Origin of the sequence: Paraburkholderia nemoris, from assembly GCF_905221015.1 — a bacterium.
Taxonomy (GTDB): Bacteria; Pseudomonadota; Gammaproteobacteria; order Burkholderiales; family Burkholderiaceae; genus Paraburkholderia; species Paraburkholderia nemoris.
In genome coordinates this window covers 194,713-209,313 of record NZ_CAJNBO010000012.1, presented here as the reverse complement: position 1 = coordinate 209,313, position 14,601 = coordinate 194,713, and the positions used below count along the sequence as shown (strand labels likewise).

Genomic DNA, 14,601 nt, shown 5'->3' with positions numbered 1-14,601 from the left:
TCGCCAACCCACACGTTCACCGACTCGAGGACTCCAGGCACGATGAAAACAACGCGGCGCGCGAGCCGGCCAGGTCCGGTGCGATGGATCGTTTATCTCGGCGCCGTGGTGGCGATTGCGTGGCTTGCGACGCAGGCGTTTTACTTCGCGCAGATCGCGGTATGGAATTACACGAATCCCCGGTCGACTGCTTTTATGCGATCGGACGCGTGGCGATTGTCGCAGGATCGGCCTGATCTGTCGGTGCAACGCACGTGGGTGCCGTACGAACAGATTTCGCACAATCTGAAGCGAGCGATTATCGCGTCCGAAGACGCGAACTTCGTCAATAACAATGGCTACGAGACCGACGCCATTCTGCAGGCGTGGGAGAAGAACAAGGCCAAGGGCAAGATCGTTCGTGGTGGCTCGACGATTACCCAGCAGTTGGCGCGGAATCTTTTTCTATCTCGTGAGAAGAGTTATATCCGCAAGGGCCAGGAACTGATCATCACGTGGATGCTTGAGACCCTGATGGACAAGCAGCGGATCTTTGAGATTTATCTCAACTCCGTTGAATGGGGCAATGGGGTTTATGGCGCGGAGGCGGCCGCGCATTATTACTACAAGACTTCTGCTGCCAAGTTGACTGCCGGGCAGTCGGCGCGGCTGGCTGTGATGCTGCCGCAGCCTAAGTATTTTGATGAGCACAGGGGCTCAGCGTATCTGGCTCAACGGTCGCGCGTGATTGCGCGGCGGATGGGGGCGGCTGAGTTGCCAGATTGACGGTTTTTTTGCCTACGCGGCGCTTTTTGTTCGTGTCTCTGGCTTTGGTGCCTTTCCTTGTTTTGTTAGTGGTCTATTAGCGTTGCCCCTGTGCGGGGCGGCACTTACTTTCTTTGCCGCCGCAAAGAAAGATAAGCAAAGAAAGCGGCTAGAAGCCCCTGCTAAGTGGGGCCCGTGGTCCGCTGCGGGTAGTGGTGCGACTGGAATCTGGGTTCGTGCCGCTGCGCATGCTTGTGACAAGGGCGTCATACTTCCGGCGGCGCTGCGCGCGCCGAAGAGCAGTTCATAAAACCTCCCTCTACGTTTCAATTCCTACGCCTCGCCGACGGGTCGTGGCTCGTCATTGCACCGCCATCACCTTCTCGATTCCGATTCCGATTGCAACGCCAACGCCAACGCCAACGCCAACGCCAATGGCAATGGCAATGGCAATGGCAGATGCGAACGCGACCGTGGCTGGGATTGGGGCGGGTTGGAGCGAGGCGGGGCGGTGATTCAGCACACCGACCTATCGGTTGAGGCGGGGTTTCCGGGGTGAGTGCAGAGGCGCCTCGCCGAGGCCCCCACAAACCCCAACCGAAGCCCGTGGTTTCCCCTGCAGACCCGTCCGCGACGCACGCAGTGCGGAGTGGGAGCTGATGACGCCTTTGTCACTAACGTGGAATGTGCGAGAGCACGGATTCCAGTCGCACCACTAGCCCGGGCAGACCACGGTGCCCACTTAGCAGGGGCTTCTAGCCGCTTTCTTTGCTTATCTTTCTTTGCGGCGGCAAAGAAAGTAAGTGCCGCCCCGCACAGGGGCAACGCTAATAGACCACTAGCAAATCAAGGAAAGGCACCAAAGCCAGAACAAGGAAAGGCACCAAAGCCAGAACAAGGAAAGGCCAACGCCCTAAGAGCACTGACAAAAAGCGCCAAGCAGACAACAAGCTCAAGAAAATCCCCCTGCCGCAGGCAAACCCCCAGCACAAGCCCCCGGCAGGACCAAATCCCATTATATGAATCAAACACTCACATATTGGAGATTTCCAAAAAACCGCCCTACAATCCACACCAACACGCACCGTGAGCGAAAAACAGCCACGACCAGCGACAGCAAGAAAAAAACCGGAGACAAGCCAAACACCATGCCAAAGCCCCAAAGGCAGCAACCGCACGCCCGCGCCAGTGGCAACACGCGCTGTGCCGCGAGCAAACCAGGCCCCCTCTCCGGCCCCGCGCTGTAAGCGCAAAAAACTACCTGAAAGCGAATCGCCATGAACAAAGCGATGCCCAATCACGCCGTAAGCGAATCTGACGCCGATCTGGCGCCGCAGGCCGATCACGCTTCCAGCGCCGCGCCGCGGCAGGCTGCCAACGCTGCGAAGGTTTCACGCGCCAGCGTCCAGCATCCGCCCGTGGTCGACGAAATCGCCTTGCCGAGCACGTTGCTCGACATCACGCCGCAACAGGCTGGCACGCAAACACTGCTGCGCGGCCTCGCGATTCTGGAAGCCGCCGCCGCCGGCGTGCGCGATCTGCGCACCTTCGGCGCCGCGCTCGGCACGACCCGCAGCACCACGCATCGTCTGGTGAGCAGCCTCGTGCAGGCGCGCTATCTGCGGCAGGTGCAGGGCGGCTATCTGCTCGGCCCGAAGCTGATCGAACTCGGCACCATCGCGCTGGAACAGATGCCGCTCACGACCGTGGCCCGGCAGCATCTCGAATCGCTCGCCGAACAAACGCTCGATACGATCCACCTCGGCGTGCGCGATGGCGACGACGTGCTGTACATCGACAAGATCCCTGGCACCCGTGGCCTCGAAATGCGCTCGCGCGTCGGTCACCGGATGCCGCTGGCATCGACGGGGATTGGCAAAGCCATGATGCTCGACCTCACGCCGGACGTTTGGCAGTCGCTTTTCGAAGCATCGCGGCGTGCGCTCGCCGGCGTCAGTTTCAAGCCGGATAACCGCCCCGATGCGCAGACCTTCATGCAACGCATGACCAACTACGCCGCCGGCGGCTACACCTTCGACCTCGAAGAAAACGAAGCGTCGATCCGTTGCGTCGCAGCGCCGGTGCGCGATGCATCGGGCGCAGTCGTGGCGGCGCTGTCGGTAGCGAGCACGATTCCGTATATGTCGCTTGAACGCATGGATGAACTGATTCCAGTCGTGCAGCGCGAAGCGCGTGCGATCTCGGAAGAACTCGGCTGGCGTGCCCCGCAACCGGCAACCCGCAGGATCAAACGATGAAGCGAGCGGGTTCCCACACGCAAGCGGCCAATCCGGTGCACGCCGCCGCTGTCGCCGACGCTACCCTCCAGGACGCAGCGCTCATCGCGCTCGACTGGGGCACGACGTCGCTGCGCGCGTATCTGTACGACGCGGCAGGCGAGGTACTGGCGACGCGGGCATCGACGGCCGGCATCATGAATTTGCCGCGTAGCGCCGAGCAAGGCGGCTTCGACGCCGCCTTCGAGGACGCGTGCGGCGCCTGGCTCGAACAGGCGCCCGCCGTGTCGGTGATCGCAGCCGGTATGGTCGGCAGCGCACAAGGCTGGCTCGAAGCACCGTATGTCGACGCGCCGGCGAATGCGGATGCGCTGGTGGCCGGCATCGTCCGTGTGAAGGCCGCGTGTGGCGTGACGCTGCATATCGTGCCGGGCGTCCTGCAGCGCGGCGAGCTGCCCAACGTCATGCGCGGCGAAGAAACCCAGATTTTCGGCGCGCTGGGGCAGGACACGGGTGCAGCAGACAGCGGTAAGCGCGCACTGATCGGCTTGCCTGGCACGCACGCGAAATGGGCCGTCGTGCAGGCGGGCCGCATCGAACGTTTTCATACCTTCATGACCGGTGAAGTGTTCGCGGCTTTGCGCGAGCACACCATCCTCGGCCGCACGATGGTCACGCCGGATCGTCCGGATACCGCTTCGTTTCTGCATGGCGTGAACATCGCGCGCGACAAAGGTCAGGCGGGCATGCTGGCCACGGTATTCAGCTCCCGCACGCTCGGGCTCACCGGACAGCTTTCACGCGAACAGCAGCCGGACTATCTGTCAGGTTTGCTGATCGGGCACGAACTGGCCGGTCTCGAAGCCGCGCTGTCGCAACAGCAAAGTTCGCTCGCCGGGCAGCATCTACCTCTGATTGGCAATGAAGCGCTGTGCGAGCGCTATCGCGTAGCACTGGTGCAATTCGGTTGCACTCACGCGGAGCTGGTGAAGCACGCCACCGAGCGCGGCTTGTGGCGCGTCGCCACCCAGGCGGGGCTCGTCAAGCCTACGCCGCAAGCGGCGCACGCCGGCTAACCGGCAGCGCCGCCGCTCACGAAACAAGGAACCGACATGCAACCTCACATCAATCTGCCCGCCCCGTACATGCCGCACGCGGGGTTGATCGCGGCGTTCGAGATCTGTCCGCTGATCGCGATCATGCGGGGCGTGACGCCCGCGGATGCTGCCGAGCACGGTCAGGCGCTGTACGAAGCCGGCTTTCGCATCGTCGAAGTGCCGTTGAATTCGCCGCAGCCGTTCGACAGCATCGCGGCGATCCGCAAGGTGTTGCCGGCTGACGCGATCGTCGGTGCGGGCACGGTGCTGCATCCGAGTTTCGTCAACGACGTGAAGTCGGCGGGCGGCGAGCTGATCGTGATGCCGCATAGCGACCCGGAGGTCGTCGGCGCCGCGAAAGCGCAAGGCATGGCCTGCGCGCCGGGTGTGGCGACACCGAACGAAGCCTTCATCGCGCTGAAAAACGGCGCGGATGTGTTGAAGATGTTCCCCGCCGAACAACTCGGCTGTCAGGTCGTGAAGGCGTGGCGCGCGGTGATCGCGGCGGAAGTGCCGCTGGTGCCGGTTGGTGGGATCACGCCGGACAACATGGGTCCGTTCCTTAGCGTCGGCGCGAATGGCTTCGGCCTCGGCTCGGCGCTGTACAAGCCGGGACAGAGCGCGGCGGTGACCGCCTCGCACGCAAAGGCGTTCATCAACGGGTTGCGCATCGCCCGTGCAGGCGCGAAGAAATGAAGCGGCTCGCCGACAAAGTCACGTTGATCACCGGCGCCGGCCGCGGCATCGGAGCGGCGATCGCGTTTGCGTTTGCGCGCGAGGGCGCGGCGGTCGTGCTGGCTGAACTCGATATCGAAACCGCGCAGCAGACAGCGGAACAGATCAAGGCGCAAACCGGCGCATGCGTGCTGGCGGTGCAGACGGATGTGACGCAATCGGCCTCGGTTCAGCACGCGGTGAGCGAGGGCGAGCAGGCGTTCGGCGCGGTCGACGTGCTGGTCAATAACGCAGGCATCAACGTGTTCTGCGACCCACTAACCATGACGGACGACGACTGGCGCCGTTGCTTCGCGGTCGATCTCGACGGCGTCTGGAACGGGTGTCGCGCGGTGTTGCCGGGCATGGTCGAACGAGGCTCGGGCAGCATCGTGAATATCGCGTCGACACATGCATTCAAGATCATTCCGGGATGCTTTCCGTACCCGGTGGCGAAGCATGGCGTGATCGGATTGACGCGCGCGCTCGGCATCGAATACGCACCGCGCAACGTGCGCGTCAACGCAATCGCGCCGGGCTACATCGAAACGCAATTGACGCACGACTGGTGGAACGAACAAGCCGACCCGGCTGCCGCGAAACAGGCGACGCTCGCTCTGCAACCGATGAAGCGCATCGGCCGCCCGGAAGAAGTGGCGATGACGGCGGTGTTTCTCGCCTCGGATGAGGCGCCGTTCATCAACGCCACCTGCATCACCGTGGATGGCGGCCGCTCGGCGGTGTATCACGACTGAACGTAGTGGGGTAGCACGCAACAGGAAGCGGGAAACGCAATAAGAAGCAAACGGGCAGCAAGAACAAAGCAGCAAGGTTTCACCGGACGACGCGCTGGCCGCGTGTGTCACACCCGGTACAAGAAGACGCGGCCGATACCTTCTCGTTATCAATTAGTCAGGAGACACGCATTATGAAACGAAGAATTTTCCTCACGCTGGCAGCAGCGGCGACGGGTGTGCTCTTCAACGCACCGGTGGCGCAAGCCGCGGATCCGGTCAAGATCGGCTTCCTCGTGAAGCAGCCGGAAGAACCGTGGTTCCAGGACGAATGGAAGTTCGCGGAAATTGCCGCCAAGGAGAAGGGGTTCACGCTGGTGAAGATCGGCGCGCCGTCGGGCGAGAAGGTGATGAGCGCTATCGACAACCTGTCGGCACAGAAGGCACAAGGCTTTGTGATCTGCACGCCTGACGTCAAGCTCGGACCGGGCATCGTCGCGAAGGCGAAGGCCGACGGCCTGAAGATGATGACGGTGGACGACCGCCTCGTCGACGGCGCGGGCAAGCCGATCGCCTCGGTGCCGCATATGGGCATCTCGGCGTACAACATCGGCAAGCAGGTGGGCGACGGCCTGGCCGCTGAAATCAAGAAGCGCGGCTGGGACATGAAGGACGTCGGCGCGATCGACGTCACCTACGAACAGCTGCCGACCGCGCATGACCGCACGAGCGGCGCGACCGACGCGCTGGTCGCCGCCGGCTTCCCGAAGGCGAACATCATCGCCGCGCCGCAAGCGAAGACGGACACGGAAAACGCGTTCAACGCCGCCAACATTGCGCTGACGAAGAACCCGAACTTCAAGCACTGGGTGGCTTACGCGCTGAACGACGAAGGCGTGCTCGGCGCGGTGCGCGCAGCGGAAGGCCGCGGCTTCAAGGCGGACAACATGATCGGTATCGGCATCGGCGGTTCGGACTCGGCATTGAACGAGTTCAAGAAGCCGACCCCGACGGGCTTCTACGGCACGGTCATCATCAGCCCGAAGCGTCACGGCGAAGAAACCTCGACGCTGATGTACGACTGGATCACGCAAGGCAAGGAACCGCCGATGCTCACGCTGACGACCGGCATGCTGGCTACGCGTGACAACGTCGCCGATGTGCGCCAGAAGATGGGCCTCGCGGCAAATTAAGCGGCTGTGTAGGCGTAGTTAAATGAAGTGAACTGCCGGCGCGTCGTTTCTCCAAGGATTGGGCGCGCCGGCAACAGCAATACAAGATCAGCAGTTGAGACAGACCGTGTTTGCCGCTGGCGTGACTGCCTCGCAAAACACGCACGGTTCACACGAAGCAGCAATTAAGTTGCATGGGACAGGAGGCGAAGTGTCAGCGACGCTACGTTTTGACAATATCGGCAAAGTCTTTCCAGGCGTGCGCGCGCTCGACGGTGTGTCCTTCGACGTCAACGTCGGCCAGGTGCACGGCCTGATGGGCGAAAACGGCGCAGGGAAATCGACCCTGCTGAAGATTCTCGGTGGTGAATACCAGCCCGATTCGGGCCGCGTGATGATCGACGGCAATGAGGTGCGCTTCACGAGCGCGGCGTCGTCGATCGCGGCGGGGATCGCGGTGATTCACCAGGAACTGCAATACGTGCCCGATCTGACGGTCGCGGAAAACCTGCTGCTGGGCCAGTTGCCGAACTCGCTCGGCTGGGTCAACAAGCGCGAAGCCAAACGCTTCGTGCGCGAACGCCTCGAAGCGATGGGCGTGGCGCTGGATCCGAACGCGAAGCTGCGCAAGCTCTCGATCGCGCAACGGCAGATGGTCGAAATCTGCAAGGCGCTGCTGCGCAATGCACGCGTGATCGCACTGGATGAGCCGACCAGCTCGCTGTCGCATCGCGAGACCGAAGTGCTGTTCAAACTGGTGCGCGATCTGCGTGCCGACAATCGCGCGATGATCTACATCTCGCACCGCATGGACGAGATCTACGAGCTGTGCGATGCCTGCACGATCTTCCGCGACGGCCGCAAAATTGCTTCGCATCCGACGCTCGAAGGCGTGAAGCGCGACACCATTGTCAGCGAAATGGTCGGGCGTGAAATCGCCGACATTTACAACTACTCGTCACGGCCGCTCGGCGAAGTGCGCTTCGCGGCGAAAGCGATCGAAGGTCATGCGCTCGCGCAGCCGGCCAGCTTCGAAGTGCGGCGCGGCGAGATCGTCGGCTTCTTCGGTCTGGTGGGCGCCGGGCGCAGCGAACTGATGCATCTGGTGTACGGCGCGGACCACAAGAAGGCCGGCGAAATCGTGCTCGACGGCAAGCCGATCAAGGTGCGCAGCGCCGGTGAGGCGATCAGGCACGGCATCGTGCTGTGTCCGGAAGACCGCAAGGAAGAGGGCATCGTCGCGATGGCGACCGTGTCGGAGAACATCAATATCAGTTGCCGCCGTCACTATCTGCGCGCCGGGATGTTCCTCGATCGCAAGAAAGAAGCGGAAACCGCCGACCGTTTTATCAAGCTGCTGAAGATCAAAACGCCGAGCCGTCGTCAAAAGATTCGTTTTCTGTCGGGCGGCAACCAGCAGAAGGCGATTCTGTCGCGCTGGCTGGCCGAGCCCGATCTGAAGGTCGTGATTCTTGACGAGCCGACGCGCGGGATCGACGTCGGCGCGAAGCATGAGATCTATAACGTGATTTATCAGCTCGCCGAACGCGGCTGCGCGATCGTGATGATTTCGTCGGAATTGCCGGAAGTGCTCGGCGTGTCCGACCGGATCGTCGTGATGCGCCAGGGCCGGATTTCCGGCGAGCTGGCGCGTAAGGACGCAACGGAACAATCCGTGTTGGGCCTCGCCTTGCCGCAAAGCTCGACAGCGCTGCCCGGAACCGCAGCCACCGAGCAAGCGGCCTGAACATTATTTGGACGAAAGTCCGGCAACCCGTGGGGAACGGGAGGAGTCTTCAACATGCAAGCCAGAGAAAACCTCGCGCAACAAGCCGCAAAAAGTGCGGCCGAAGCGCTGATTCCGCAAGGCAACGACAAGGCCAAATGGTGGCAGCAGATCACCGAGTACAGCCTGATCCTGATCTTCATCGTGATGTTCATCACGATGTCGCTGACGGTCGACCATTTCTTCTCGATCGAGAACATGCTCGGTCTCGCCCTGTCGATTTCGCAGATCGGCATGGTCGCGTGCACGATGATGTTCTGTCTGGCCTCGCGCGATTTCGACCTGTCGGTGGGGTCGACAGTCGCGTTCGCCGGTGTGCTGTGCGCGATGGTGCTGAATGCGACCGGTAACACCTTCATCGCCATCATTGCGGCGGTGGCGGCGGGTGCGGTGATCGGCTTCGTCAACGGCGCCGTGATCGCCTATCTGCGCATCAACGCGCTGATCACGACGCTCGCTACGATGGAAATCGTCCGCGGTCTCGGCTTTATCGTGTCGCACGGTCAGGCTGTGGGTGTGTCGTCGGATACGTTTATCGCGCTGGGCGGTTTGAGCTTCTTCGGCGTGTCGCTGCCGATCTGGGTCACGCTGCTGTGCTTCATCGTGTTCGGCGTGATGCTCAATCAGACCGTGTATGGCCGTAACACGCTGGCAATCGGCGGGAATCCGGAAGCATCGCGTCTTGCCGGTATCAATGTCGAACGCACGCGCGTTTATATCTTCCTGATTCAGGGCGCCGTCACCGCGCTGGCCGGTGTGATTCTGGCTTCGCGGATTACGTCGGGCCAGCCGAATGCAGCGGAAGGTTTCGAGCTGAACGTGATTTCGGCGTGCGTGCTGGGCGGCGTGTCGCTGCTCGGCGGTCGCGCGACGATCTCCGGTGTCGTGATCGGCGTGTTGATCATGGGTACGGTCGAGAACGTGATGAACCTGATGAACATCGACGCGTTCTATCAGTACCTCGTGCGTGGCGCGATCCTGCTCGCCGCTGTGCTGCTCGACCAGTTGAAGAATCGCGGCTCACGGGACTAACCCAGGACTAAACCCCGGACCCACCCACCTTGCTCTAAAAAGGAATCGAACGATGTCGTCTCCGGCCAATGCAAACGACCGCCTCGCGGGCAACGCGTTTGCCCGCTATCCGAGTCTCGTCGACCGAACAGTGTTGATCACGGGCGGCGCGACCGGTATCGGCGCATCGTTCGTCGAGCATTTTGCGGCGCAGGGTGCGCGCGTCGCGTTCTTCGATATCGACGCGACCGCGGGTGAAGCGCTCGCCGACGAACTCGGCGATTCGAAACACAAGCCGCTGTTCCTGCCCTGCGATCTGACCGACATCGACGCGCTGCAAAAAGCGATCGCCGATGTGAAGGCTGCACTTGGTCCGATTCAGGTGCTGGTGAACAACGCGGCAAACGACAAACGCCACGCAATTGGCGACGTGACGCGCGAGTTTTTCGACGCGGGCATCGCGGTGAATATCCGTCACCAGTTCTTCGCAGCGCAAGCGGTGATGGAGGACATGAAAGCCGCCAACGCGGGTTCGATCATCAACCTGGGCTCGATTAGCTGGATGCTGAAGAACGGCGGCTATCCGGTATACGTGATGTCGAAATCGGCGGTGCAGGGTTTGACGCGTGGTCTCGCGCGCGACCTCGGTCACTTCAATATCCGCGTCAATACGCTGGTGCCGGGCTGGGTGATGACGGAAAAGCAGAAGCGTTTGTGGCTCGACGATGCGGGCCGTCGCTCGATCAAGGAAGGCCAGTGTATCGATGCTGAACTGGAGCCGGCCGATCTCGCCCGCATGGCCTTGTTCCTCGCTGCCGATGACAGCAGGATGATCACCGCGCAGGACATCGTCGTCGACGGAGGCTGGGCGTGAGTGCGGGTGCGGATTTGCCTGCACATAGCGCGGCGCTGCTGCTCGACACCCAATGCACGCTCGGCGAAGGCGCGACTTGGTGCACGCGAACCGGCCGTTTCTACTGGAACGACATCGAAGGCGCGCGACTGTGGCGCTATGATCCGCGCGACGGCGGCAGCACGTTCTGGCGCATGCCCGAGCGGCTCGGGAGTTTTGCGTTGTGCGCCGATCCGCGCTACCTGCTGCTCGGATTGGCGACGCATCTCGCGTTCTTCGATCTGACAACCGGCGAGACGCAGCGTATCGTCGACGTCGAACCTGGCTTGAACACGCGCGTGAACGACGGCCGCTGCGATCGTCAGGGTCGTTTCGTATTCGGTACTAAAGACGAAGGCTCGCCGCTGCAGGCGATCGGCGGGTTTTATCGTCTGAATCACGATTTGTCGCTGGAGCGTTTGCCGTTGCCCGCACCGGCGATCTCGAACAGCATCGCTTTCAGTCCCGACGGCGCGACGATGTACTACGGCGATTCGCCGACGCGTGAAATTCGCGTCTGCGACTATCGCGCTGACGGCAGCATTGCCAACGACCGCGTCTTTACGACATTAACGGATGCGACCGGCGAGCCCGACGGTTCGACCGTCGACAGCGATGGTGGCGTGTGGAACGCACAGTGGGGCGGCAGGCGAGTGGTGCGGTATGGCCCCGATGGCGTGGAAACCGAGCGTGTCGACGTGCCGACCGCGCAGCCGAGTTGCGTCGCGTTTGGTGGCCCCTCAAAGGGACTTCCTTCAGGGCCTGCGCAACTGGACACCCTGTACATCACGAGTGCGCGTATCGATCTCGATGCCGCCGCGCTAGCGGGCGATTCTCATGCGGGCGGCGTGTTCATCGCAACACCCGGACGACAAGGTTTGCCTGAGCCGGTGTTCCAGGGCGCGCCTACTTAGCGCAGAATGACGCAGCCTTAGTCGCAAGGCAGAGTGCAGTCGAGCAGTGATTTTGGAACTGAATCAGTCGTTGATGTCGCAAACCAAGTGCCAGCAAATCGGCAATAGACCGGCAGCATGCAGTTCGGACCCTGAGGCGACCTGTGCAAAAAAATCGCCCAACAGCATCCGTCAGCAATGACGGCAACGTCCTACGCCTCTCGATGGAGCCAGATATGACTGTTGCGAATCCTGTTTCCGCCTCTTCTCAGAGCCGGCGCGCGCGACTCAACGCGGCGGCCAATCCGGTGCTTCCGGGTCCCAGTACTTCTGCGGTTGCGGTCGGTGAGACGAGCGGCGGCGAGCTCGCGTGCATCACGCTCGCCAATGCGCATTTGCGCCTCGACGTCGCGCCGACACTCGGCGGCGGCGTCACCCGTTTCGACTGGCGTAACGACGGCGCGCTTACGCCGATTTTCCGGCGCTGTCGTCACGTCGCTTCGGATACCCAGCCGAACCAGCTTGCCTGTTATCCGTTGCTGCCGTATTCGAATCGCATCGGCGGCGGTCATTTCAATGTGGCTGGGCGGCGTGTCGAGGTGCCGCAAAATCGCGCCGACGAAGCCTTGCCGATTCATGGCGACGGTTGGCTCTCCGCCTGGCAGGTCGCGGAGTCGGATCGCGAAAACGTGCGTCTGACGCTCGATCGCCACGACGGCAAACCGTACGCATTCCGCGCGACGCAAACTTATACGCTGGACGGTCCCACGCTCGTCATCACGCTGGACATCGAGAATGCCGGCCGCGAGGCGCTGCCTTTCGGGCTGGGCGTGCATCCATTTTTTGTGCGCGACGCCGATACCGAACTATCGGCGGCGGCGGGCGGCCTGTGGCTTTCCGGCGACGACTGGCTGCCGGTGCGTCACGTGCCGGCGCCGCCGGCATGGCAATTCGGCGTGGCATATCCGTTGCCGGAAACCATCGTCAATCACGCGTTCACGGGCTGGAGCGGGCAGGCGGCCGTGGTGTGGCCGAAGCGGCGGCTGTCGCTGAATATCGCCGCCGACACCGACTACTACGTGCTGTACACGCCGCCGCGCGAAGACTTCTTCTGCTTCGAACCGGTCGATCATCCGATCAACGCGATGAATCTCGCTGGTGGTGCATGCGAAAACGGGATGACGATGCTCGCGCGCGGCGAGCGGCTCACGCGCACGTTCCGCTTTACCGTCGAACGCACGGGTTTGCGCTCGATGCCGGGCGCACGTGGGTCGCGTCAGCGGCAGTAGGGCGCGAGCAGGACGCAGCGGTACGGCGTACCCGTCGTCACGCCCCAGCCGGAACCGGCATGACGCATGGCCGCGGCTTGTCGCTCAGGACAGGTAAAATACGCGCCACTTCCGTTATCGGCTCGCCGCGAGACTCACCATGTCCAATTTCATCCAGACACTCAACGACGCCTGGCAGCGCACGAACTCGCTGCTGTGCGTCGGCCTCGATCCCGAGCCCAGCAAATTCCCGGGCGCGCTCGCGGGCCGTCCCGAAGCGATTTTCGACTTCTGCCGCACCATCGTCGATGCGACCGCGCCTTATGCGTCGTCATTCAAACCGCAGATCGCCTACTTCGCCGCTCATCGCGCGGAAGACCAACTCGAGCAGTTGATCGCGCATATTCACGCGAACCACCCGGGCCTGCCGGTGATTCTGGACGCGAAGCGCGGCGATATCGGCAGCACCGCCGAGCAGTACGCGCGCGAGGCCTTCGAGCGCTATCAGGCGGATGCTGTGACGGTGAATCCGTATATGGGTTTCGATTCGATCCAGCCGTATCTGGAGCACGAGGGCAAGGGCGTGATCGTGTTGTGCCGGACCTCGAACGCGGGCGGCTCGGACCTGCAGTTTCTGGAGACGGGCGGGCGTCCGCTGTATCAGGTCGTCGCGCAACTGGCGGCAGACAAGTGGAATGCAAGCGGCCAGCTGGCGCTGGTGGTCGGTGCGACTTTCCCGAAGGAAATCGAAGTGGTGCGTGGGATCGTCGGCGATATGCCGCTGCTGATTCCGGGCATCGGCGCGCAAGGCGGCGATGTTCAGGCGACGGTCAACGCCGGCCGGACGGCGAACGGCACGGGCATGCTGATCAACTCGTCGCGGGCGATTATCTACGCCGGTAAGGATGACGATTTCGCCGAAGCCGCGGCTAAGGCCGCGATGGAAACGCGTGACCGGATCAATGCGTTCCGGTAATTGAGGGTGAGGCCGGTCAGGTAACCGGCCCCAGCCGCTCGATAAACACCGCATGCTGCGGATGCCGCGCTTTTAGCGCTTCGACATCCGCCAGTTCGAACTCGCTGAACTCAAACCCCGGCGCGACCGTGCAACCCACCAGCGCGAACGTCGCCGGGTCCGCGCATTCCGCGGCAAACCACAAACCCGCGGGCACCACTGCCTGAAACACGGCATCCGGATGCGTCAGCGCGTTGCCCAACGTGTGCGTAATCAACCTGCCCGCTTCGTCGAGCACGTGGACATTCAAGGGCTCGCCGGCATAAAAATGCCAGACCTCATCGGACTTGATCCGATGCCACGCCGAATGCGCGCCGTCACAGAGCAGGTAGTAAATCGCGGTGGACGCCGAGCGCGTCTGCGTTGAACCGTCATCGCGGCGCACGGACTCCGCGGACCGATACGTCTCGCTGAAAAACCCGCCTTCCGGATGCGGCTTCAGATCGAAGCGGCGGATTAATTCGTGTTTTGCTGCGTGCGAAGTCGACATATCGGTGGGCATCGTGGCGAGGCCTCAGAATTTGAACCAGGCGTTAATGTTCGCGCTCGTCGAGCAGGGCCAGCACACCACGCAACGCGTGCGCCGCAGCCTGCACGCGGATCTTCTCGCGGTCGCCCTTGAAGACCTTGGTTTCCACGGACGTGTGCAGCCGGTTGCTCCAGCCGAACGACACCATGCCGACCGGCTTGGTTTCCGTTCCACCGCCCGGGCCGGCAACGCCGGTAATCGACACCGACACCTGCGCGCGACTGTTGCGCAGAGCGCCCTCGGCCATCGCACGGGCCACGTGTTCGCTGACCGCGCCGTGCTTTTCAATCAGATCGGCCGGCACGCCGATCATCTCGGACTTCGCCTGATTCGAATACGTGACGAAGCCGCGCTCGAACCAGCCGCTGCTGCCGGAAATATCGGTGATCGCAGTCGCCAGCATGCCGCCTGTGCAGGATTCGGCGGTGACGAGCATCAGGCGCTCGTCGCGCAGGCGGTTGCTCACGCGAATCGCAAGCTGGTGAACCACGGAATCGGTAGGCATGGCG

At 62.5% G+C, this 14,601-nt stretch carries 14 protein-coding genes; 12 read left to right on the top strand and 2 right to left on the bottom strand.

The genetic code is table 11. The annotated features are described in order from the left end of the window. Positions 1-42: 42 nt before the first annotated feature. The 12 genes from mtgA (at position 43) to pyrF (ending at position 13,524) form a co-directional block, all read left to right on the top strand. Positions 43-765, top strand: coding sequence for a monofunctional biosynthetic peptidoglycan transglycosylase (gene mtgA, locus KHO33_RS20345; protein WP_054040726.1), 723 nt, complete (start codon positions 43-45; stop codon positions 763-765). A gap of 1,256 nt (positions 766-2,021) precedes the next feature. Further along, the gene (locus KHO33_RS20340; protein WP_200565222.1) at positions 2,022-3,002 is read left to right on the top strand and encodes an IclR family transcriptional regulator; all 981 of its coding nucleotides are present in this window, start codon (positions 2,022-2,024) and stop codon (positions 3,000-3,002) included. Beyond that, positions 2,999-4,057, top strand: a complete 1,059-nt coding sequence (locus KHO33_RS20335) for a 2-dehydro-3-deoxygalactonokinase (protein ID WP_200565221.1) — start codon at positions 2,999-3,001, stop codon at positions 4,055-4,057. The genes KHO33_RS20340 and KHO33_RS20335 overlap by 4 nt, the downstream gene beginning before the upstream one ends. A gap of 36 nt (positions 4,058-4,093) precedes the next feature. Further along, positions 4,094-4,774 (top strand): 2-dehydro-3-deoxy-6-phosphogalactonate aldolase, encoded by a 681-nt coding sequence (locus KHO33_RS20330; protein ID WP_054034526.1) that lies wholly within the window; start codon positions 4,094-4,096, stop codon positions 4,772-4,774. Then, positions 4,771-5,547 carry an SDR family oxidoreductase gene (locus tag KHO33_RS20325; RefSeq protein WP_200565220.1) on the top strand — a complete coding sequence of 259 codons (777 nt, stop codon included), beginning with the start codon at positions 4,771-4,773 and terminating at the stop codon, positions 5,545-5,547. Before KHO33_RS20330 ends, KHO33_RS20325 begins: the two co-directional genes overlap by 4 nt. Before the next feature lie 173 nt (positions 5,548-5,720). Beyond that, positions 5,721-6,719 (top strand): arabinose ABC transporter substrate-binding protein, encoded by a 999-nt coding sequence (locus tag KHO33_RS20320; RefSeq protein WP_093635403.1) that lies wholly within the window; start codon positions 5,721-5,723, stop codon positions 6,717-6,719. A 190-nt stretch (positions 6,720-6,909) separates the two neighbouring features. Next, positions 6,910-8,445 carry an L-arabinose ABC transporter ATP-binding protein AraG gene (gene araG, locus KHO33_RS20315; protein ID WP_054034525.1) on the top strand — a complete coding sequence of 512 codons (1,536 nt, stop codon included), beginning with the start codon at positions 6,910-6,912 and terminating at the stop codon, positions 8,443-8,445. A 54-nt stretch (positions 8,446-8,499) separates the two neighbouring features. Continuing rightward, positions 8,500-9,516: an L-arabinose ABC transporter permease AraH gene (araH, locus tag KHO33_RS20310; RefSeq protein ID WP_054034524.1), complete on the top strand. Its 1,017-nt coding sequence runs from the start codon at positions 8,500-8,502 to the stop codon at positions 9,514-9,516. 52 nt (positions 9,517-9,568) lie between these two features. Next, complete coding sequence (locus tag KHO33_RS20305) at positions 9,569-10,369, top strand: SDR family NAD(P)-dependent oxidoreductase (RefSeq protein WP_200565219.1); 801 nt, start codon at positions 9,569-9,571, stop codon at positions 10,367-10,369. After that, positions 10,366-11,301 carry an SMP-30/gluconolactonase/LRE family protein gene (locus KHO33_RS20300; protein ID WP_200565218.1) on the top strand — a complete coding sequence of 312 codons (936 nt, stop codon included), beginning with the start codon at positions 10,366-10,368 and terminating at the stop codon, positions 11,299-11,301. The genes KHO33_RS20305 and KHO33_RS20300 overlap by 4 nt, the downstream gene beginning before the upstream one ends. 215 nt (positions 11,302-11,516) lie before the next feature. After that, positions 11,517-12,569, top strand: a complete 1,053-nt coding sequence (locus KHO33_RS20295) for an aldose 1-epimerase (protein ID WP_054034522.1) — start codon at positions 11,517-11,519, stop codon at positions 12,567-12,569. A 139-nt stretch (positions 12,570-12,708) separates the two neighbouring features. Then, positions 12,709-13,524, top strand: a complete 816-nt coding sequence (gene pyrF, locus KHO33_RS20290; protein WP_093635415.1) for an orotidine-5'-phosphate decarboxylase — start codon at positions 12,709-12,711, stop codon at positions 13,522-13,524. Between the two features lie 16 nt (positions 13,525-13,540). Here pyrF and KHO33_RS20285 read toward each other — a convergent pair whose 3' ends face one another. Both KHO33_RS20285 and KHO33_RS20280 read right to left on the bottom strand, forming a co-directional pair. Continuing rightward, on the bottom strand, positions 13,541-14,053 hold the full coding sequence (locus KHO33_RS20285; RefSeq protein ID WP_200565217.1) for a cupin domain-containing protein: 513 nt from the start codon (positions 14,051-14,053) through the stop codon (positions 13,541-13,543). 43 nt (positions 14,054-14,096) lie between these two features. Further along, the gene (locus KHO33_RS20280; protein ID WP_200565216.1) at positions 14,097-14,597 is read right to left on the bottom strand and encodes a CinA family protein; all 501 of its coding nucleotides are present in this window, start codon (positions 14,595-14,597) and stop codon (positions 14,097-14,099) included. Positions 14,598-14,601: the final 4 nt, after the last annotated feature.

Coding starts and splice junctions, on each gene's coding strand:
- mtgA (WP_054040726.1), top strand. CDS start 43: ATGAAAACAACGCGGCGCGCGAGCCGGCCAGGTCCGGTGCGATGGATC.
- KHO33_RS20340 (WP_200565222.1), top strand. CDS start 2,022: ATGAACAAAGCGATGCCCAATCACGCCGTAAGCGAATCTGACGCCGAT.
- KHO33_RS20335 (WP_200565221.1), top strand. CDS start 2,999: ATGAAGCGAGCGGGTTCCCACACGCAAGCGGCCAATCCGGTGCACGCC.
- KHO33_RS20330 (WP_054034526.1), top strand. CDS start 4,094: ATGCAACCTCACATCAATCTGCCCGCCCCGTACATGCCGCACGCGGGG.
- KHO33_RS20325 (WP_200565220.1), top strand. CDS start 4,771: ATGAAGCGGCTCGCCGACAAAGTCACGTTGATCACCGGCGCCGGCCGC.
- KHO33_RS20320 (WP_093635403.1), top strand. CDS start 5,721: ATGAAACGAAGAATTTTCCTCACGCTGGCAGCAGCGGCGACGGGTGTG.
- araH (WP_054034524.1), top strand. CDS start 8,500: ATGCAAGCCAGAGAAAACCTCGCGCAACAAGCCGCAAAAAGTGCGGCC.
- KHO33_RS20305 (WP_200565219.1), top strand. CDS start 9,569: ATGTCGTCTCCGGCCAATGCAAACGACCGCCTCGCGGGCAACGCGTTT.
- KHO33_RS20295 (WP_054034522.1), top strand. CDS start 11,517: ATGACTGTTGCGAATCCTGTTTCCGCCTCTTCTCAGAGCCGGCGCGCG.
- pyrF (WP_093635415.1), top strand. CDS start 12,709: ATGTCCAATTTCATCCAGACACTCAACGACGCCTGGCAGCGCACGAAC.
- KHO33_RS20285 (WP_200565217.1), bottom strand. CDS start 14,053: ATGTCGACTTCGCACGCAGCAAAACACGAATTAATCCGCCGCTTCGAT.
- KHO33_RS20280 (WP_200565216.1), bottom strand. CDS start 14,597: ATGCCTACCGATTCCGTGGTTCACCAGCTTGCGATTCGCGTGAGCAAC.